The organism is Candidatus Avelusimicrobium faecicola, assembly GCA_900540405.1.
Classification (GTDB): Bacteria; Elusimicrobiota; Elusimicrobia; order Elusimicrobiales; family Elusimicrobiaceae; genus Avelusimicrobium; species Avelusimicrobium faecicola.
Genome location: UQFW01000028.1, coordinates 1 through 19207, shown reverse-complemented (window position 1 = coordinate 19207; position 19207 = coordinate 1). Strand labels below are relative to the sequence as shown.

The following is a 19207-nucleotide window of genomic DNA, read 5'->3' as shown; positions in this document are numbered from 1 at the left end:
AAATTCCCTGTATTTTCCCTGCATATCAGGGAATTTCTCCATTTTTGAAAGCCTTATTTCGCTTATCTTAATATCTGGATAGAAAATAGATACAAAAGGCGCCTCGCAACATAAAGATATTCCCTGTTTGCAGGCACAGAAAAACTATCTTTTAGGCGGGAAGGCAATAGCAACAGGGTAGCCGCAAGTGGACACCACCCCATTAATTTTTGCTACAACTTTTGGATGAATAAATATTCATTTTATCGTCAGAAAGATTCAAACAGCCTTGATTTAACAGGGCTGTTTTTTGTTGTCTGTTAGCAGGTTTATTATAAAAAATCCCCGCGTGGATAAGCGGGGGTTTTTTGTCCTGCGGAAAAGGTGTTTGAAACAGAAAAAAACCGGAATGTAAAATATTCCGGTTTTTTACCAAAAACTATTTGGTTAGTTCTTTCCAAGATTTTGCTTCCGCTTTGGCCGCTTTTTTGGCATCTTTCCATTTGGCTTTGGCGTCTGCTTGGTCTTGTTTGGATTTAGCTTTTGCTGCCGCACGTTTGGCCTTGGCATCTTTTTTGGCGTTTTTGAGTTTGGCTTCGGCCGCGTCCCGTTTTTCTTTTAAGGCTTTTTTGGCATCTGCGGAGGCAGTGCGGTCTTTTTTATTGGCTTTGACTTGCGCTTTTTTGTCTTGGGCGGCCTTTTTGGCGGCGGCGGTTTTTTCCTTTACGGATTTTTTAGCGGCCGTCACTTTGGCGCGCGCGCAAGCACTGCTGCAAAGCGCATCCCCCTCGGCGCAAGTGCAGGTGGTGGCGGTAGCCGCAAAAGCGGGGTAGGCCAGGCACAGCGCTAAAAGCGTAATGATGGTTTTTTTCATCTTTATTTCTCCTGTAAGTAAGATAATTTATTGTAGCAAATCCCAATAAAAAACCGCGCGTTTTGTGCGCGGCTTTTTTGGGTTAGTTATTTATTTGGCTAAATTTTTCCAAGCGGCTAATTCAGCTTTGGCAGATTTTTTAGCGTTTTTGGCATTTTGTTTCGCCTCGGCTTTTTTGGCTTTCAAGGCGGCTTTGGCCTCGGCTACTTTGGCTTTGGCGGCGGATTTTTCGCTATCCGTTTTGGCTGCTTTGGCTTTTGCTTTGGCTTCTTCCACTCTGGCTTTGGCGGCGGCTACTTGCTGTTGCGCGTTCTTTTTGGCGACGGCAATTTTTGCATCCGCTTGTTTTTCTTGGTTTTTCAAAGCGGCCTTTTGGTCTTGCGCGGCTTTTTTGGCCTCGGCCTTTTTAGCGGCCAGAGCCTGTTTGGCTTCGGCTTTTTTGGCTTTCAGCGCGGCTTTGGCGTCCGTGGTGTTGGCGGCTTTTTTGGCCGCGTTCACTTTTTGGGCGGTGGCTTTGCGCAACGCGGCGGATTGCTGTTGAATACAATTCATATAGCAGTCCGCATCTCCCGCGGTGCAGTTGCAAGAAACGGCCGCAAAAGCCGCCGGGGCAATAGCAAATACAGCAAAAACAACAAATAATTTTTTCATGGGTTTTCTCCTGTAAAGCGGGCGTGATTCCCGTTTAATATATTTTACAAAATAGAGGGGCTAATATAAATTGCGCCCAATATGTAAGCACTTTTTTAGTAAAATAGAGATATGGAGATATCCCTTTTAACTAAAATTTTATTAAGCATTGTGGTTATTAACCTGCTGGTTTGGCCGCTTGCGTCCAAATGGGTGGAAAGCCACCTGGAAATATTCTTACTGGGCGTGGGGGCGTTGGCCGTCACTATCAGCGGCGGTTGGAGCGTTAAATTTGTGTACGAAACGCTCAACTTCCCGGTTAATGTGGCGTTTGTGGTGTTGGTAGTCAGCGTTATTTTCGGCAATTACTCGCGCTATATATTTAGGGTATTGTTTGCCTTTTTTAAGCGGGTGGAGCCTAAATACAGTTTTGCAATTTTGGTGTTTGTGTTGGGGTTATCTTCCAGTTTAGTCAGCGTGACGGTATCCGCCCTGGTGTTGGCGGAAGTGTTAAAAGTAGTCAGTTTGGAGCGCACTACTACCGTGCGCGTGACGGTTTTTGCCTGCTATGCCATTGGCCTAGGGGCGGTACTCACCCCGCTGGCGGAGCCGCTCAGCCTGACCATTAATAACGCGCTGACCGGGGCCCCGCACTTTGCGGATTTTTTCTTTTTAACGCGGCATTTCTTTTGGTGGATAGTGCCTGCGTTGGCGGGGCTTTCCATAGCGGCGGGTTATTGCGTGCGCAAAACGGGTACCGCGGTGCAAATGCACATCCGGGAAGATAAAGATACTTATGTATCTATGCTCAAACGCACCCTGCATATTTATATGTTCGTGGCCGCGCTGAACTTAATTAGTGCCGGGCTCCGCCCGCTGGCCCAAAGCACCATTGCCCAACTGGGCGGCAAGGTGCTTTTTTTGGCCAATGCCGTATCGGTTATTATTGATAATGCCACTCTGGCCGCTATTGAAATTGTGCCCGATATAGGCATTAAAGATTTGATGTATATGGTGATTGGTTTGGCCGCCTTTGGAAGTATGTTGGTGCAGGGGAACTTGCCCAACATTGTGGCCGCAGAAAAACTGGGCATTAAAAGCCGGGAATGGGCCCGGGTGGCGGTGCCGACGGGTTTGTGGCTGATGGGCTCTTACTTTATTTTACTTTCTATTATTTTATAAATTAGGCAGAGGTGGCGGCCTGCTTTGGGCCGCAAATACAGAATATGAAACATTTTTGGCTTGGCATAAGTGCCGTTTTGTGTGTGGGGTTGGCGGGCGCTCTAGCGCAGGCGCAAAGCCCTATAAAAAGGGCGGTTCCGGCGGCTCAAAAAATGTTGCAAAAAAAGGTTTCTTCCCACGCCAAAGAGCCGGTAAGCCGGACGCTGGAGCGCAAAGCCTGGCAGGCCCGGAACGAAAAATTAAAACAGACGGTATCTCCCACTGCGCCCGATAAATTAAAATCCGCCGTATATAATTTAAGCCCGGTGCAAATGCGCGCGGCGCGGTTGCAGTATTACCGCAATATGCGCGAATATGCCGCCCTTAAAAAACACATAGAAACCCGCCTGTTTTATCAGCAACACAAAAACGATAAAATTTCCGCGGTGGAACTAGCGGATGTGAATTTCCACCTGTCGCGCTTGGAAGAAAAACTGGCTTGGAGCGCTATGGTGTTTCAAGATGCGCCGTTAAGCGTGGCGCGCCGCCAATTAGTAGATTTGCGCGCGGCTTTGGACCCGTTTGCCACCCCGGGGAATATTTCCCTGCCAAAGGCGTTGCGGCGCAATGACCGCAAATTTGATAAGCAGGAATTTTATTTATACGGGCAGGACGGCTCCTCTCCGCTGGTGCGGGAGTATTCCTGGTTGTTGCCGTTTGTCAACCGCCGCCGCGCGCGTGAAGCCGCCGACCAACTGCCACCCCATTTGCAAGTAGTTGTTTTGAACGACTCCAGTGCGGTATTAACCTCCATGACCCAATGGCAAAAAGACGGCGTATGGGGGAAAAATTTGCAGGTGCGTGTTTTTCAGCGCCAGGAAGATTTTTGGGCCTTTTTGCGCGCAGGCGGGCAAGTGGATATGTTGATTACGGATTTGATTATGCCCAAAGGCGGCGGCTTCTTTTTAGCTTCCGAACTGCGCCAACAAGGTTATAAAATGCCCATTTTGGCTTTATCTGCTTTTGGGGAATCCGAAAATCGCGGGCAAAAATTGTTCATGCTGGGTTTTGACGGTATGCTTTCCACCCACGCCGTAGACGGGGCGTTATTCGGCACGTCCGGCTATCTTACCTTTGTAAACGCCTTGCGCAATTACTACACTTGGAAAAAATTAAAAGGCTGGGACCGTTAGCAATTTAGTTGACAGCGACGGCACAACCAACTATAATGGGAATTATAGGCCCGCCCGGGCCTGCAAAATTTTGCGCCCTCCGCGCAAAAAAGTATTTATCCGTTCGTACTTGATGTATTACCTTATTAAGGAGCCTTAAAGTATGACAGACAGATTCTCACCCGCCGCAAAAATTCTAAAAGACCATGGGTATGATGCGTCCAAACTCATCCCCATTTTGCAAAAAGTACAAGATGCTTACAACTACCTGCCCGAAGATATTATGCGTTTTATCGCCGACGAGTTGGAAATTTCTCCGGCCAAAGTGTTTGGGGTAGCTACCTTCTTTGCGCATTTTGCCATTACGCCCAAAGGCAAGCATATCATCAAAGTATGCAACGGTACGGCCTGCCATGTAAAAGGCTCTTCCTTTGTAATTAATACCGTAAAAGACAAACTGAAACTGCGCCCCGGGCAAGACACCACCGACGACCAACTATTCACCTTGGAATGTGTTTCTTGTTTAGGCGCGTGCGGCCTGGCCCCGGTAATGGTGATTGACGACGTGGTACACGGGCAAATTACACCCGCTAAAGCCGTAGAACTGATAGATGCTGTTATTAAGCAGGAGGCCGCCCATGCCCAATAAATCCATAGAACAAATTGCCCAAGATTACCAAAACGCCTATAAAAAAATTACGGGCCGCGTTGTGATTTGCGGCGGGACCGGCTGTATTGCCGGGGGCTCCTTAAAAGTGTACGAGGCGTTCCAACAGGAAATGGAAAAACGCCACATCGGCTTTTGTTTGCAAATTACCAAAGATTGCCACGAAAATTATTTAAGCATGAGCGGCTGCCGCGGCTTTTGTGCCATGGGGCCGCTGGTTAGCGTGGGCGATATTTTTTATACCAAAGTAAAACCGCAGGATGTGCCGGAAATTGTAGAAAAAACCCTCTTAAAAGGGGAAGTAATAGACCGCCTGCTTTACCACAATCCCGCCAACAACCAAAAGGCCAAAACGGTGGAAGACATCCCTTTTTACGCCAAGCAGGAACGCCTTTTACTGCACGATTGCGGGCGTATCAACCCGGAAGATATTAACGAATATATCGCCCACGGCGGTTATGCCCAGGCCAAACGCGCCTATACCCAAATGACGGATGAAGAAGTATGCAAAGAAATGATTGCCTCCGGCTTGCGCGGGCGCGGCGGCGGGGGGTTCCCCACCGGCAAAAAGTGGGATTTAACCCGCGTGGAACCGGGCCCCAAAAAGTATGTCATTTGTAATGCCGACGAGGGTGACCCCGGTGCGTTTATGGACCGCAGTGTCATGGAAGGCAACCCTCATGCCGTAGTGGAAGGCATGATGATTGCGGCGCGCGCCATCGGGGCCGACGAAGGCTATGTGTATGTGCGTATGGAATATCCGCTGGCTATCCAACGGGTGCGCAAAGCCATAGAACAAGCGGAAAAATTAGGTTTATTGGGTAAAAATGTATTTGGCTCCGGCAAAGATTTTATCATTCATGTCATGGAAGGCGCCGGCGCTTTTGTGTGCGGGGAAGAAACCGCGCTGATTGCATCCGTGGAAGGCAAACGCGGTATGCCCAAAATTAAGCCGCCTTTCCCCAGCCAGAGCGGGTTATTCGGCAAGCCGACGGTTATTAACAATGTGGAAACCTTGGCTACCGTAGCCAAAGTAATGGAAATGGGCGCGGAAGAATTCCGCAAAATCGGCACGTTGGGCAGCCCCGGCACCAAAACCTTTGCGGTCACGGGGCATATTGCCAATACGGGGCTGGTGGAAGTGCCCATGGGCACCACCCTGCGCCAAGTGATTGACGACGTAGCCGGTGGTACCACCAACGACGACGGCACCGTCAACAAAGCGGCTTTTAAGGCCGCGCAAATCGGCGGGCCTTCCGGCGGGTGCTTAACCCGGGAACATTTGGATTTGCCCTTGGATTTTGACTCCTTAAAATCCGTGGGGGCCATGGTGGGCTCCGGCGGGTTGGTGGTCATGAACGACAAAACCTGTATGGTCAATGTGGCCCGCTTTTTCCTGGAGTTTACGCAACGGGAATCTTGCGGTAAGTGCGTGCCGTGCCGGGAAGGTACGGAGCAAATGCTTACCATGCTCAACGATATTGTAGAGGGCCGGGCGACCTTAAAAACCCTGGAAAATTTGGAAGATTTAGCCAAAGCTGTGCAAAAATCTTCGTTATGTGCGCTGGGCAAAACGGCGCCCAACCCGGTGCTTTCCACCCTCAAACATTTTAGGGACGAATACTTGGCGCACGTTGTGGAAAAACGCTGCCCGGCCGGGGTGTGCAAGGCATTGGCCCGGTTTGAAATCAACCCCACCAAATGCAAAGGTTGCGGTATGTGTAAGCGTGCGTGCCCTGTTTCCGCTATCAGCGGGGAAGTAGGCAAGCCGCATCAAATTGACCCCAAAAAATGTATCAAGTGCGGGGGCTGTAAATCCACTTGCAAATTTGGCGCGGTTGTCACCGCCTAACCCAGGAGCGTATGTATGGAAAAAGAACAATTTGTGACCATTGAAGGTAAAAGAGTTCCCATTGAAGGGGAGAAAAACTTGCTGGAGCTTATCCGCAAAGCGCATTTTAATATCGTCACTTTCTGCTACCACCCGGAACTGGCCGCCTATGGCGCGTGCCGCTTGTGTTTGGTGGAAGTAGAGGGCATGGGCATTGTGGCTTCCTGCACGGTGGCCCCGAAAGACGGAATGAAAGTGCGCGTAAACAGCGACGAAATCCGCAAATTGCGCCGCATTAATTTGGAGCTTTTGTTGTCCTCCGGCAACCACGATTGCACCCTTTGCAGTAAATCCAATAATTGCAAATTGCAAAAACTGGCCAAAGATTTGGACGTGACGGAAATCCGCTTCAAATCTAAAAAGTTGGATAGCCATAAAGATGCCACTTCCCCGGCGTTAGTGCGTGACCACAGCAAATGTATTTTGTGCGGCAACTGCGTGCGTATCTGCAACGAAGTCCAAGGTATCGGCGCGATTGATTTTGCGTTCCGCGGGTTCCGCTCCAAAATTGCCACGGCGTTTAATAAAGAATTGGGCCAAAGCCACGAATGTGTTTCCTGCGGCCAGTGCGCGCGGGTGTGCCCTACCGGGGCGCTGATGCCCAATTCTTCGGAAATTGAAGACGTTTTTAAGGCCATTAATAACCCGGCCAAAAAAGTGGCGGTGCATATTGCGCCGGCCGTGCGCGTGGGATTGGGCGAAATCTTCGGCCTGCCGCAAGGGCAAAATGTGGACGGCAAAATTGCCGCGGCCTTGCGTATGCTGGGCTTTGACTATGTGTACGACACGGCGTTCGCGGCCGATTTGACCATTGTGGAAGAAGCCGGCGAATTTTTGGAACGCTTTAGAAAAGGCACCAACCTGCCGCAATTTACCAGCTGTTGCCCGGCGTGGGTGAACTATGTGGAAAAATTTGCGCCGGAGTTTATCCCCAATTTGTCCACGGCCCGCTCCCCGATGCAAATGATGGGCCCTATCCTCAAGGCAGATTACGAGGAACGCGGCGGCAAGCGGGAAGACCTGGTAGTGGTGGCCATTATGCCGTGTTCGGCCAAAAAATCGGAAGCTAAACGCGGGGAATTTTATGTAAACGGCAACCCGGATACGGACTATGTAGTCACTACCGTGGGGCTTGCGCGTATGATTAAAGAGGCCGGCATAGACTTTGCCCATTTGGAAAACGAATGGTTTGATATGCCCTTTGGCACCAAAACCGGTGCCGGGGTGATTTTCGGTGCGTCCGGCGGTGTGATGGAAGCGGCCTTGCGTTATGCCGTGGCCGAACTGGACCCGGCCGGTGCGCGCAGTGTAAAGTTTACCAGTTTAAGGGAGCCCAAAGTGTTTAAGGAAAAAACCATTACTATCGGGGATGTAAAAATCCGCACCGCGGTAGTAAGCGGGCTCAAAAATGCGCGTAAACTGTTGGAAGATATTAAGGCGGGCAAAGACCATTATGATTTTATAGAGGTTATGTCCTGCCAGGGCGGTTGTGTGGCCGGTGCGGGCCAACCGCAGTTTGACGGTTGGGCCCCGCGCAAAGTGCGTGCGGACGGACTGTATCAGGAAGATACGGAACTGGCCTATAAATCCCAAGATAACAGCGGGGTGCTGGCGTTGTACGGGCGCATTTTGGATAAAGTGGGCGGCCCGGTGGCGCACCAACTGTTGCATACGCATTACAAATCCAAAAAAGTACGCATACGGGAAGAAGAATAATCCCTGTCCGCACTTTTTAGCAGGTATTTGGGGGCTCCCGCCGGGGGCCCTCTTTTTATGTGCGCGAAAGTTTGCGGAAAGGGGAAAAATCGGCTCGCACCGCAAGGGGAATTTTTTAGGGCGCGCGGTTGGTTTGCAAATGCCGCCAGGGAGCGTGGCTTTCGGGCGTGCGCGGAGCTTTTGTGCCTGCTTTTATTTAGCTAAAATATAAATATGCACTATTGGAACGGACTTTTATGCGGAATACTTACTTCGGCCACGTTTGGCACCATTCCGCTTTTTACCCTGCCGCTTATGCGCGGCGGCATGCAGTTGCCTACAATTTTGTTTTACCGTTTTGCGCTGTCGGCGCTGTTGTTGGGCGTGGCGGTGGCCTTAACGCGCAAGACTTTCCGCATTTCCGGCAAGGAATGTGGAACGCTGGGCTATTTGAGCCTGCTGTATATAGGTTCGGCCTTGTTTTTGTTTTGGTCTTATGATTATTTGGCCAGCGGTATTGCCACCACTATCATCTTTTTATACCCGGTGTTTGTGGCGGTGCTAATGGCAGTATTTTTTAAGGAAAAACTTTCCGTATTTGTATATGTGGCGATTGGGATGTCTTTGGTGGGGGTGGCGTTGCTCTCCGGCGCGGGCTCCGCGGGCGGCATACAGGCCACCGGGGTTGTTTTGGGGGTGCTGTCGGCGTTGTCCTACGGGGTGTATATTATTGGGGTGAATAAATCGTGCGTGCAAAATATGTGCGCGTGGAAATTAACCTTTTATGTGTTTTTGTTTTCGGCCGTGCTTTTTGGGCTTGCGGCCCTGTGCAAAGGCGGCATACAGTCCGCGCACGGTTGGAACGCGCATTTCCATTTGCTGATGTTGGCTTTGGTGCCGACGGTCATTTCCAACCTGTCTTTGGTGTATGCCATCAAAAATATCGGCTCCACCCTGTCGGCGGTGTTGGGCGCGTGCGAGCCGCTGACGGCTATGATTATCGGCGTGAGCGTGTTTAAGGAGCCGTTCACGCGCAGTGTGGCGTGCGGGTTGGTGCTGATTATTACGGCGGTCACGCTGATTATATTGTCGCCCATGCTGACCAAAGGCTACCGCAAAGGTAAATTTTTATATATTACCAAGGTGCGCAAAATCCACCCGCATATTGTGCCGTATCATTAATTACAGTTTTTGCTACAATATAAAAAATTACATTAAAGGAGAATATCATGTTAGGACAACGCGGTTCTATACACACGATTGTCTTTGGTTTGGTACTGCTGTTTGGGTTTGTGGCGGCGTTGGGCTGGCCCCAATATGCCAAACACCGGGAAATTTCCCGCGCGAAAGAGGCGCTTTCCTCGGCCCGCAATATGGCGCAGGCCCAAAGCACTTATGCCGCCGCGCACAACGGGCAATATGCCGCGGATTGGGCCGCTATCGGCCTGCCGCTAACGTGCCCGCAAGTGACACAAAACGGGGTAAACGTGTTGGAATGTGAGTTTTATGATTTTTATATGCAAGACGGTAAAGTCTATGCCAAACATAAAAATATCGCCAAATGGCTTACGGTGGACGTAGCTACCGGGCAGGCGGATTGCTCGCATGAAGAAAAATCTATTGCGGGCTCGCACATTTGTGCGCGGGTAGGTGTTTAACAGGAGATAAAAATGAAAAAATGGGTATTTGCTTTATTGGTGGTGCCGTTTGTATTCGGTTGCTCCCCCAGTATTAAGCGGGTGGAAACCAATTTGGTAAAAGACGTCGGCGGCGGTTGGAACGATACGGACGCGCAAATGGTGGCGGCCGAAATGATTAACGATTGTTTGAACGCCGGCTGGTACAATAAAACCTTGCTGAAACTGGGCAAAGAGCCGGTGGTGATTGTGGGTACGGTTTCCAATAACAGTATGGAACACATCAATACGGACGTGTTTGTGGAAGAAATCCAGCGCGCGCTGATTAACTCCGGCAAAGTGGAGTTTGTGGCTTCCAAAAGCGAACGCGGCGAAGTGCGCACCGAGCGCCTGGAACAGGACGAATTTGCCTCTGAAGAAACCCGCAAAGCGTTTGGTAAAGAAATCGGTGCGGATTTTATGTTAAGCGGCACGCTCAATTCCGTGGTGGATAAATCCGGCAAAAAAGCGTTGGTGTTTTATCAGGTAAATATGAAACTGATTAATTTGGAAACCAACCAAATTGTGTGGAACGGACAAAAACAGATTAAAAAATACGTCAAACGCAGTAAAGTGGCTTGGTAAGGCGGTGCGCGGATGAAGGCCCCGGCTATTTTGGTTTGTGCGGCGGTGTTGTGTTCGGCGTGTGCCGGCGTGCCTTCTTTACGTTATAAAAAAGCCGTCAACCAAACCCAGGCCGCGGGCCAATTTGCCCAAGCGGCCGAAAAGCTGGACAGTGACAAAAAAAAGTTTTACCGTGCAAAGGATGCCGCTTTGTTCTATTTGGACAAAGCGGCCCTTTTGCAATATGCCGGGCAGTACGCCGCCAGTGATAGGCAGTTTGCACTGGCGCAGGACGAAATCAACCGTTTGTATGCCAAAAGTATCAGCGGCGCCGCCGGAACTTTGCTGATTAATGATTTAACGGCCCCTTATTATGTGCCCCCGTACGAACAGGCGCTAACTTTCTTTTTTAGGGGCATGAATTTTTTACAGCAAAATGATTTGCAAGGCGCCCTGGTGGAAGCCCGCAAGGCCGTTTTTTATTTGGATTATTTGCGCGGCTCTAAAAATAAAGGGTATACGGATGACGCTTTTGTGCAATACTTTGCCAGTTTGGTGTTTGAATCCGGCGGGCGGTTAAGTGATGCGCGGATTGCGCGCACCAATGCGCTGGCCGCCTATCAAAAAAACGGTTGGAATAAGCCGTCTTTCCCGGTGCCGGCCCTGGCCGGGCAAATGGGCGAAGTGCTTATTTTCCACTATAACGGCCTGGTGCCCTTGCGCAAAAGCCAAACCTTTCAAGTAGGGTGGGATTGGCTGTTGGCGTGGTCGGCCGCGCCCACAGAGGGGGAAAGTATCAGCCCGGAAGTGGAAAACGCCCTGCGTGCGGGGCTTTCCGGCCGCTCCGTCACGGTGGCGTACCCGGTGCTAGAGGAACAGCCGTACCGGGTGGCGGGTTCTTTAGTGGCCGTGGACGGCATGGCGGCGGGTAAAACCCAACTGGTGCAAGATACTTCTGACATCATAAAAAAATGGTTGCAAGAGCAGTTGCCGGGCATTTGGTTTAGGTTGGCCACCCGGGCGGTAGTCAAACAGGTTTTGGCTACACAAGCGCGCCACGCCGCCGCCCAAGCCGCCGACGATAAAACCGTGGGCGAACTGGCCGGTATGGTGGTGGATATATTCGGCGCGCTGACGGAAAAGGCGGATACCCGCCAATGGTTTACGCTCCCGGCGCAGGTGCGGCTTTCGCGCTTGTTTTTGCCGGCGGGAACCCACCAAATCCGCCTGCTATTGCAAGACGGAAATGGTAATATAATAGGAGAACACGATTTTGGCACCGTGCGGGTAAAGGCCGGGCAACGGCTCTTTTTGCAACACCGCACGGCCCAATAAAGGGGAACGGATATGAAAAAATGGTTTGTTTTAAGTGCGGCCGTGCTTTTGGCGGCGTGTGCGCACATTAATAAAAATACGGTCAATTATCAAACTTCTTTGTTTGACCATACCCGCTATTATGTGGTGGCCGGGAACGGCCCGGACAAAGCCTCGGCCCAAGCAAATGCGCGGGCCAATATGCGCGCGGCCCTGCAAAACGGCGCGCCGGATGCCGCCCAACTGCCGGTGCTGGCGGATGTTTTAGCCAATGCAAAAACGGAAAAAGTATGGAAGGAAAAGGGCGCTAAACCGGCCAATTATTTTGCTTTAGCGGTGTTGGACCGGGCGTTGGCGCAGGGCATGCTCACCCCGCACATGGATACGCTGGACGCCAAACTGGCCGGGTTTACCAAAAAATTAAACGCCGGGCCGGAGCCGTTTGCCGCCTTAAAATTGGCGCTCAATATGCAGCCTTTCGTGCAAGAGCGCAACGCCTACCAGGATTTGTATGCGTTTATCAACGCTAATCAGGAAGGGTACAAAGCGGACGATTTTGCCACTTATAAAGCGGCCTTGAAAAACGCCATGGGCGCGGTAAAGGTATCTGTCCAAACCCAAGGGCCGCAACATTTGGTGCTTACCGCGTTGATTACGGATGCGCTGAACCGGTTGGGCCTGGGCGTGGCGGATGCTTCCGCCACGGATGCGCCGCTAACGGTGCGGGTGGAAACCACCGTGGACGGGTACGAATCCGAAAAAGTAAAAGGGTTGGAATGGTGTTCCAGCGGGGCCTCCGTAAGTATGGTGGACGAAACGCTGGGGGTCACCTTTGCGCGCTTTCATGTGCAGGATAGGGCGGGCACTTCGCGCGCGGCGGATTCCCTGCGGCGCAGTATGCAGGGCGTGGGGGAAAAAGCCTCCCAACAAATTTCGCAAAGAATGTTGACGTATTTGAAAATAAGATAGGAGAACACAAATGAAAAAATATTGGATATTAGCCTTATTGTTAGTGCCGTGCCTGTTGGGCGCGCAAACGGCGGATACCGCCGCCACCCAGGCAGACCCGGCCGAACGCAACAAAATGTTGTATTCGTTGGGGTTTTTGTTGGGGGATAACCTGAAAAAACAATTAATTTTGGATAATGAAGACGACTATAAAGCCTTATCCCAGGGAATGCGTGACAGCTTGCTCAATAAAAAACCGCAGACGGATTTGGAACATTACAAACCCCAAATTATTGAAAAATACCGCCAGGATGCCGAACTGATTGACCAAAAACGCCAAGCCCTGCAACAGGAATATATGGATAACTTCGCCAAAGAAAAAGGCGTTAAAAAATTGGATAACGGCGCCATGATTAAACTTTCCCGCGCGGGCAAAGGCAAAGCCCCCAAGGCGGATGCTACCGTAAAAGTAAATTACGAAGGCACCCTGATTGACGGAACTAAGTTTGACAGCTCTTATGACCGCGGCGAAGCGGCCAGCTTTGCTTTGACGGACGTGGTGCCTTGCTGGACGAAGGCCATTCAAGCCATGAAGCCCGGCGCCAAAGCCAAAATTGTATGCCCGGCGGATACCGCTTACGGCAACCGCCCGTTGGGGCCTATTCCGCCTAACTCCACGTTGGTTTTTACGGTGGAATTGTTGGAAGTCTTATAAAAAAGAATGTCTAAAACCAGTTATTTTTTAATTGGAATTATGGTAGCCGTGACGGTGCTTATGGGGGCACTGCACGGCTACCGTGCTTTTACGCAGTACCGGGAGCGGCAGGCCGCCTTGGAGGCCCCCACCTTCCAAGAGGTGCCTGTTTCTATGGCGGCCCCGCAGGCGGATTTCACCCCGCCGCCCATCCGTTATGCGCCGGAAAACAGCCAAGATGTATTTTTGGAAGATGCCCCGCTCTCGCCCCAACAAGAGGCCGAACAGGCGGATTTAACCGTGCGTTCCATTTTGGCCGACTATGCCAAAGACCCCGTTATGCAACAATTCAACCGGGAGCTTTCTTCCGCCACGCAAGGGCAGGCCAAAGACCTAGCGGATTTAAGCGGCCCCCGGTTGCAGGAGTTAATGCAAAGCCACCCGCAAGTGGCGCAGGTGGTTCAAAAATATATGAAAAAACCGGAGTTTTCCGCCGCGGTGGAACAGATTTTCAGTAATCCCCAATATGTGCAGAGCGTGCGCGTTTTGCAAGGGGAAAACCACGTTCCGGCCACCCCCGCCGAGCCCGCCCCATGATAAAAATTTTAACCAAGTGCCCAAAATATTGTATTCTATCTACATAGGAGGCTCTAACGTGTTAAAAATATTTGGTAAAGCCGCCGTATTGGTTTTTATTATTTTAAGTATTTATTTTATTGTGAATCCGAGCGCTTGTTCCAACCTGCTTGCGGGCCGTGTGGTAAATACCCCCCGGAGTGAACAACCCCAGATTCATCCTTCCATGCCGCCCGCCCGCGGGGAAGTCTTGCCGCCTGCCGGAGATAAACCCGCCCCGGCCGCCCAAACCGCGCCGGACGCGCAGGCCGCCCCGGAAACGGACTTGACGGACTCCGTCTTGCCGCCTCAATCGCTTACTATCCCGGTGGAAGAAACCGCGCCGGAAGTGACCCCGCAAACGGCCTATTCCCAAGATGATATTGATTATGCCGTGGCCAGCCGCTATGTGGAGCTGGAACGCGAATACCTGAAAGAAAACAAACCGCTGGGGAAAGATGCGTCGCGGGAAATTTCTTATATTGTGATGGACGATTTTGAAATGTCCCCACAAGAATGGGAAAGTTTTTTAACCCGCGCAACGGCCAGCAATTTGTTTAATAAAGTGCGCGAAGAAATGCAGTAATGCTTTGAACTTATAAAAACCCCCCGCTAAAAAGCGGGGGTTTTTTGATGTACCCGGGTTGTATAGATGCACTAAACGCTTATAAAAACTCCACCAATGTATGCCGTCAAACCACGCATTGAGTCGTATAGATGTATCAAACGCTTATAAAAAAGCCCCGCCAAACCGGCGGGGCTTTTTGTGTTCTTTGCTGGCGGAAAAAATTTTAATGGGGTAATCTCCCGGCCAGTAATTCTGCCACCGGGCGGGTGTGTTTTATTTTGCTTAAAATGATTTTTACGGAAGCCGTAATCGGCACGGACAAAAACGCCCCCGGCACGCCCCATACAAGCCCCCAAAAAATTAAAGAGGCAATCACCACCGCCGGGTGCAAGTCCATACCGTCGCCCAAAAAGCGGGGCTCAATTAAATTGCCGATAATAAATTCCGTAGCGGTCAGCAAGCCTACAATCAAACACAAATGCCCGCCCAGGCCAAACTGCAAAAATAACACCGGCACCGGGAGCAATACCGCAATAATAGAGCCTACACTCGGTATAAAATTAAGCAGAAACGCAAACAGCGCAAACAGCAGGGCCAGTTTTACTTTGAACGCCAGTAAAATGATGGCAATAATCAGGCCCGTTGCCAGGGAAGTAATCGTTTTTACGGATAAATAAATAGATACATTGTTCATCATTTCTTTAATGGTTTCATTGGTAATGGGGGGCGTTTTTTTGCCGCCCAAAAGAAAGAAAATGATAAACAGCATAATCAGCGTGCTGTTTGAAATTAAAGAAAATAATTTACCGCCGAAGTTTTTCAGCCAGTTAAATACGGGCAGTTCTTTTAAGTAAGAAAGTATGGACGTTTTGTCTATGTCTATCCCATGGGCTTGTGCGCGGGAAATTAAATCCGCCGCGGTGCCCAGCAGGTTTTCTTTATACAGTTCCGCCCCTTTCAAAAACCCGCCGACGGAATTGACGGTAAACAAAACAATCGCCGTAAAAAATGCCAAAAAAACAATAATGGATACCGCCACCGCCAGCCACTTGGGAAAGGAAAGTTTATTGTGCAGCAGGCGGGTCATTTGCATTAAAATAGTGTAAAGAAAAATAGAAATTACCAGCGGAATCAGCACCGCTTTGGTATAGACCAAAATAGCCGTCACTACTCCGGCGGCAATAATCGTCAGGCAAATGGTGCCCATTTTTTGATAGTAGTAAAACGGTTTTTCTTTACTCAGCATAGCTACCCCCGGAAGCGTTCTGCGTTTTTGGCTATTTCCCGCGCTAAAAATAAAATTTTATCCGTTATGTTGTTAATATCCGTGTTGCAGGCGCTCAGCAGAAAAACATTCAATTTTTGGGCGGTATAGCCTTTGTAAATACGGTAAAAAGAATAATAAGCGGTGGTAAATTCGTCACACGCGCGGGAAAAAGTTTTGGCCTTATTGTTGAACCCTTTAGCCGGCAGTGCCAAACCCGTTTGGTAATCCGCCCGGGTCCATTTTCTCACTTCGGCGCGGACGGCGGCCCATACGGTGGTGTGTTGGTCGGTCCGGGTGCGTAAATCCAGGCAGAAGCTGTTAAATTCCGTGGCAAAGGCGGTGTCCCGCACTTCCGTATTTTTATGCAGTTGGCTGCATATTTGTTCCAAACGGCGGGTAAATTCCGCAATTTTTGCCGTATCTGCCACCAGTTGGGTGCGGAAAGTGTCTAATGCTCCGGCGGCATAATGTAAGTAATCCAGTGCGTTCATTGTATCGGTAATGTAATGGTAAAAATAGAGCCCAGGCCGCGGTCCGACACTACATTGACGGTCCCGCCGTGCAATTCGGCTCCGCGTTTTATCATGGCAAGGCCCAAGCCCCACCCGTTAATTTGCCCGGTAAAGTAGTCATCCACCTGATAAAACGGGTCAAAAATATGCGGCACATCCTGCGGGCGGATGCCGGCGCCGTAATCCCGCACGGAAATAGAAATGCTGTCGCCGTGGTTGGCGCCTTGTACCTTAATAATTTTTTCCATTTTATTATTAAATTTAATGGCGTTATCCAACATTTCTTCCAACATGGCTTTCAAAATTTCCCTATCGGCTTGAATGGTTAAACTTTCGGAGCAGTCAATTTCTATATAAGTGCCGCGTTTGGCGGTGGGCTCGGCCGAAGATACGGCCACGGAGTCGTCATCTTTGGCAATCGCCGCGCTGGCACATTCTTTAGCCAGTGCTTTTAAGGGGACAGCCTCCCTTTTAAGCTCTTTTACGCTCATGCGGGATACTTTGTTATAGGTTAGCAGTTTATCCACGAGTTCGGCCATTTTAAGCCCTTGTTTGTTGATTTCTTCCAAGGCTTTGGCCGCAAAGGGGGAAAATTTCTCTTTCCCGGCTTGGGATAAAATAGCTTCCGAGTAGCCGTTGATAATGGAAAGCGGCGTTTTTAATTTGTGCGACACCAGCGACAAAATTTTGCCGGAGGGGTCTTTGATAGTTTTATCCTGTTCACTCATAACATGCCGCCCTAAAAGGAAAAGTTCGCGCTGACGTAAAATACGTCGCGTTTGTTTTTATGGCCGGAAGTTTCCAAATGGTTGTAGGCCATATCCACATATACATTTTTAACAATTAAAAAGGAATTGCCCAATAAGAAAGAGTGGTCCGGGTCGGCCGTGTAATTTTCCGTAAAAGAATAACCGAAATACAGGGCCGAGGGTTTGTCTTGCCAGGTGCGCGTAAAACGCCCGCCCACGGAATACTTGCGCAAATCGCGCGTCACGTCCAGCGTTTGCAGGGATACTAAATCCTGCTGGTTCATTACCCCGCGGAACGCATTTACATCTTTAATGCCGTCCGGGTATTGGAACGCCGCCCCCATCACGTCAAAGCGGTACGCCTGGAACAGGCTTTGTCTTAAATGCAAAAAGTAGGCCGCTTGCGCGTACGAGGTGTTTTCTCCGGCGGCATTATTTTTGAATAAGGTTCCGTCTTGTTTGGCATAGGCCGCCCCTACGCGGGCGTGGGTGTAAATATCGTTTACTTGGTCGTCTTCCATCAGCACCGTCAGGGCGAAAGTGGCCCCATAGCCGGAGGCTTTTTGATAGGAGGCGTTTTCGGCGGAATCGTTTTCAAAATAATAAAAGGGGGTTAATTCCACGTCTAAAAGTTCCAGTTCCAGCCGCATGGGCAGGTAGACGGAGTAAATCGGGTCCTTAAACCGCCCGTAGGCGTAGTCGTTGCGGTCTTTTACATAACGCCCGGCAACACCTATTTCCGTAAGCATAGACGGCTTAACGGTAAAAGAGGCAATCCCCTGATTAATGCGGTTAGACCACAAATAGGACGCTTTTGCATCCACAGTATCGGCCTGCAAAGCCGGAGCCAGCAAACCTAAAGCAAAAATAGTAAAAAATAATTTTCTCATACTATTAATTTACCAAAATTTAAGCCCTTCTGGCGCGGATTATTTAAGATATTCGGCGGGTATGCGGTATTGGGGAGCATATTTTAGTAAAATAAAAAGTATGAAGAAACTTTTTTTACCCTTTATTTTATTGGTGTCGGCCGCCTTGCCGGGCGGTGCGGCGCAAATTATCCGCGGGCCTTATTTGGAAGACCCCACCCAAACCACGTTGATTTTGCATTGGCAGACTAGCGACTCCACCCCCGCGTGGTTGGAATACGGCCCCGCCCCGCGCTGTAATCAGCTGATGACGATTACTCCGGCCGGTACGCGCCACAAAGCCGTTTTGTATGGGTTAGTGCCCAACCAGGAGTATTGCTACCGCCTGTATGTGGAAAACTCCGCCCAAGACGGTGTGCAAAACCCGGTAGAGGGCAGTTTCAAAACGCTGTTCTCCCCGGAGCGCAAAGAGGTGCAATTTTTAGCCATTGGCAACACGGGCGCCGCTGAACCCGCCGCCGGGCCGGACGGTTTGCCGGTGCCGGACCCGGCCGAGCAGGCGCGTATGCAGTTAGCGGCCCGCATGAAAGCGCGCACGGCGGATTTTTTAATCCATACCGGCAACCTGACCCATAGCGGGTTGGATAGTGATGCCGACCGCGAATTTTTCACCCCGTTTAAGGATGTTTTGGCCCGCAACCCGCTTTTGGTGGCGTTGGGCCCCAACGAGTACGGCCCCAACCGGGCGGAAAAAAGCAGTAAGCCGTTTTTGCGGGCGAACTATTCCCAATTCCATAATATGAGTTGGGGGACGGGAACGCCCAAATATTATTCGTTTGATACGGCCAATGCGCGGTTTATCTTTTTGGATGCCAACACCACTTACGGCGCCGTTTGGGCCCCCAGCTTGGAAGAAAATTCCGCGCAAATCAAGTGGCTTAAAACCAGTTTAACAACCAATGTGGACGGCAAATGGAAGATTGTGGTAATCAACGCGCCGCTTTATTCCACCGGGGCCACCCCCGCCAATAACGAGGCGTTCGCCAAACTTTCCAAATTGTTTGAAGATTATAAAGTAAATTTGGTGTTGCAAGGCAACGCGGCCGATTATGAGCGCACTTTCCCCATGTGGCGCGGGGAGCCGAACCAACGCGGGGTGGTGTATATGACGCTGGGCGGCGGCGGTGCGCAACCGCAGAAGCGGGCCTCCAGTGATGCTTCCACCGCCCGCTATGTGGCGGCGTACCACTATGCACAGGGGAAGATTGTGGATAGGAAGATGACGGTGAAGGTGTATGACCAGGGGGATAAACTGTTAGACACCGTAGAGCTGTATTTGTAGATGTACAACTGTTGGTAAGC

At 50.4% G+C, this 19207-nt stretch carries 20 protein-coding genes; 14 read left to right on the top strand and 6 right to left on the bottom strand.

Annotated features, from left to right (window positions below; genetic code table 11):
• Nucleotides 1-418: 418 nt before the first annotated feature.
• Nucleotides 419-853, bottom strand: coding sequence for a hypothetical protein (locus ACQY18_RS03925; RefSeq protein ID WP_428038933.1), 435 nt, complete (start codon nucleotides 851-853; stop codon nucleotides 419-421).
• 90 nt (nucleotides 854-943) lie between these two features.
• Nucleotides 944-1504, bottom strand: a complete 561-nt coding sequence (locus ACQY18_RS03920) for a hypothetical protein (RefSeq protein ID WP_428038932.1) — start codon at nucleotides 1502-1504, stop codon at nucleotides 944-946.
• 111 nt (nucleotides 1505-1615) lie between these two features.
• On the opposite strand from ACQY18_RS03920, the gene ACQY18_RS03915 reads away from it, so the two are divergent.
• The 13 genes from ACQY18_RS03915 to ACQY18_RS03855 all read left to right on the top strand — a co-directional run bounded on the left by ACQY18_RS03915 (nucleotide 1616) and on the right by ACQY18_RS03855 (nucleotide 14466).
• Complete coding sequence (locus ACQY18_RS03915; protein WP_428038931.1) at nucleotides 1616-2665, top strand: DUF1646 family protein; 1050 nt, start codon at nucleotides 1616-1618, stop codon at nucleotides 2663-2665.
• 152 nt (nucleotides 2666-2817) lie between these two features.
• Nucleotides 2818-3837: a response regulator gene (locus tag ACQY18_RS03910; RefSeq protein WP_428038930.1), complete on the top strand. Its 1020-nt coding sequence runs from the start codon at nucleotides 2818-2820 to the stop codon at nucleotides 3835-3837.
• Between the two features lie 142 nt (nucleotides 3838-3979).
• The gene (locus ACQY18_RS03905; RefSeq protein WP_176777516.1) at nucleotides 3980-4465 is read left to right on the top strand and encodes an NAD(P)H-dependent oxidoreductase subunit E; all 486 of its coding nucleotides are present in this window, start codon (nucleotides 3980-3982) and stop codon (nucleotides 4463-4465) included.
• Nucleotides 4455-6335, top strand: coding sequence for an NADH-ubiquinone oxidoreductase-F iron-sulfur binding region domain-containing protein (locus tag ACQY18_RS03900; RefSeq protein WP_428038929.1), 1881 nt, complete (start codon nucleotides 4455-4457; stop codon nucleotides 6333-6335). The genes ACQY18_RS03905 and ACQY18_RS03900 overlap by 11 nt, the downstream gene beginning before the upstream one ends.
• A gap of 15 nt (nucleotides 6336-6350) precedes the next feature.
• Nucleotides 6351-8090, top strand: coding sequence for a [FeFe] hydrogenase, group A (locus ACQY18_RS03895; RefSeq protein ID WP_428038928.1), 1740 nt, complete (start codon nucleotides 6351-6353; stop codon nucleotides 8088-8090).
• Nucleotides 8091-8303: 213 nt separating this feature from the next.
• Nucleotides 8304-9251, top strand: coding sequence for a DMT family transporter (locus tag ACQY18_RS03890; protein WP_428038927.1), 948 nt, complete (start codon nucleotides 8304-8306; stop codon nucleotides 9249-9251).
• 47 nt (nucleotides 9252-9298) lie between these two features.
• Nucleotides 9299-9727: a hypothetical protein gene (locus ACQY18_RS03885; RefSeq protein ID WP_428038926.1), complete on the top strand. Its 429-nt coding sequence runs from the start codon at nucleotides 9299-9301 to the stop codon at nucleotides 9725-9727.
• A 12-nt stretch (nucleotides 9728-9739) separates the two neighbouring features.
• A complete protein-coding gene (gene lpoB / locus ACQY18_RS03880) occupies nucleotides 9740-10330 on the top strand; it encodes a penicillin-binding protein activator LpoB (protein WP_176777511.1) in 591 nt (196 codons plus the stop codon).
• Between the two features lie 12 nt (nucleotides 10331-10342).
• Nucleotides 10343-11644, top strand: coding sequence for a hypothetical protein (locus ACQY18_RS03875; protein ID WP_428038925.1), 1302 nt, complete (start codon nucleotides 10343-10345; stop codon nucleotides 11642-11644).
• 12 nt (nucleotides 11645-11656) lie between these two features.
• Nucleotides 11657-12592 carry a hypothetical protein gene (locus ACQY18_RS03870; protein ID WP_428038924.1) on the top strand — a complete coding sequence of 312 codons (936 nt, stop codon included), beginning with the start codon at nucleotides 11657-11659 and terminating at the stop codon, nucleotides 12590-12592.
• A gap of 10 nt (nucleotides 12593-12602) precedes the next feature.
• Complete coding sequence (locus ACQY18_RS03865; protein WP_176777508.1) at nucleotides 12603-13286, top strand: FKBP-type peptidyl-prolyl cis-trans isomerase; 684 nt, start codon at nucleotides 12603-12605, stop codon at nucleotides 13284-13286.
• Nucleotides 13287-13292: 6 nt separating this feature from the next.
• A complete protein-coding gene (locus ACQY18_RS03860; RefSeq protein ID WP_428038923.1) occupies nucleotides 13293-13862 on the top strand; it encodes a hypothetical protein in 570 nt (189 codons plus the stop codon).
• Between the two features lie 58 nt (nucleotides 13863-13920).
• The gene (locus ACQY18_RS03855) at nucleotides 13921-14466 is read left to right on the top strand and encodes a hypothetical protein (RefSeq protein WP_428038922.1); all 546 of its coding nucleotides are present in this window, start codon (nucleotides 13921-13923) and stop codon (nucleotides 14464-14466) included.
• 205 nt (nucleotides 14467-14671) lie between these two features.
• Here ACQY18_RS03855 and ACQY18_RS03850 read toward each other — a convergent pair whose 3' ends face one another.
• From ACQY18_RS03850 to ACQY18_RS03835, 4 genes are read right to left on the bottom strand one after another with little or no spacing between them, the layout of a single operon-like run.
• Nucleotides 14672-15694 (bottom strand): AI-2E family transporter, encoded by a 1023-nt coding sequence (locus ACQY18_RS03850; RefSeq protein WP_176777505.1) that lies wholly within the window; start codon nucleotides 15692-15694, stop codon nucleotides 14672-14674.
• 2 nt (nucleotides 15695-15696) lie between these two features.
• Nucleotides 15697-16206 (bottom strand): hypothetical protein, encoded by a 510-nt coding sequence (locus ACQY18_RS03845; RefSeq protein ID WP_176777504.1) that lies wholly within the window; start codon nucleotides 16204-16206, stop codon nucleotides 15697-15699.
• Nucleotides 16203-16955, bottom strand: a complete 753-nt coding sequence (locus ACQY18_RS03840; protein ID WP_428038921.1) for a sensor histidine kinase — start codon at nucleotides 16953-16955, stop codon at nucleotides 16203-16205. The genes ACQY18_RS03845 and ACQY18_RS03840 overlap by 4 nt, the downstream gene beginning before the upstream one ends.
• 11 nt (nucleotides 16956-16966) lie before the next feature.
• Nucleotides 16967-17866 carry a hypothetical protein gene (locus tag ACQY18_RS03835; protein ID WP_176777502.1) on the bottom strand — a complete coding sequence of 300 codons (900 nt, stop codon included), beginning with the start codon at nucleotides 17864-17866 and terminating at the stop codon, nucleotides 16967-16969.
• Nucleotides 17867-17966: 100 nt separating this feature from the next.
• Between ACQY18_RS03835 and ACQY18_RS03830 the strand changes: the two genes are divergently transcribed.
• Nucleotides 17967-19187, top strand: a complete 1221-nt coding sequence (locus ACQY18_RS03830; protein ID WP_428038920.1) for a metallophosphoesterase — start codon at nucleotides 17967-17969, stop codon at nucleotides 19185-19187.
• The last annotated feature ends 20 nt before the right edge of the window (nucleotides 19188-19207 follow it).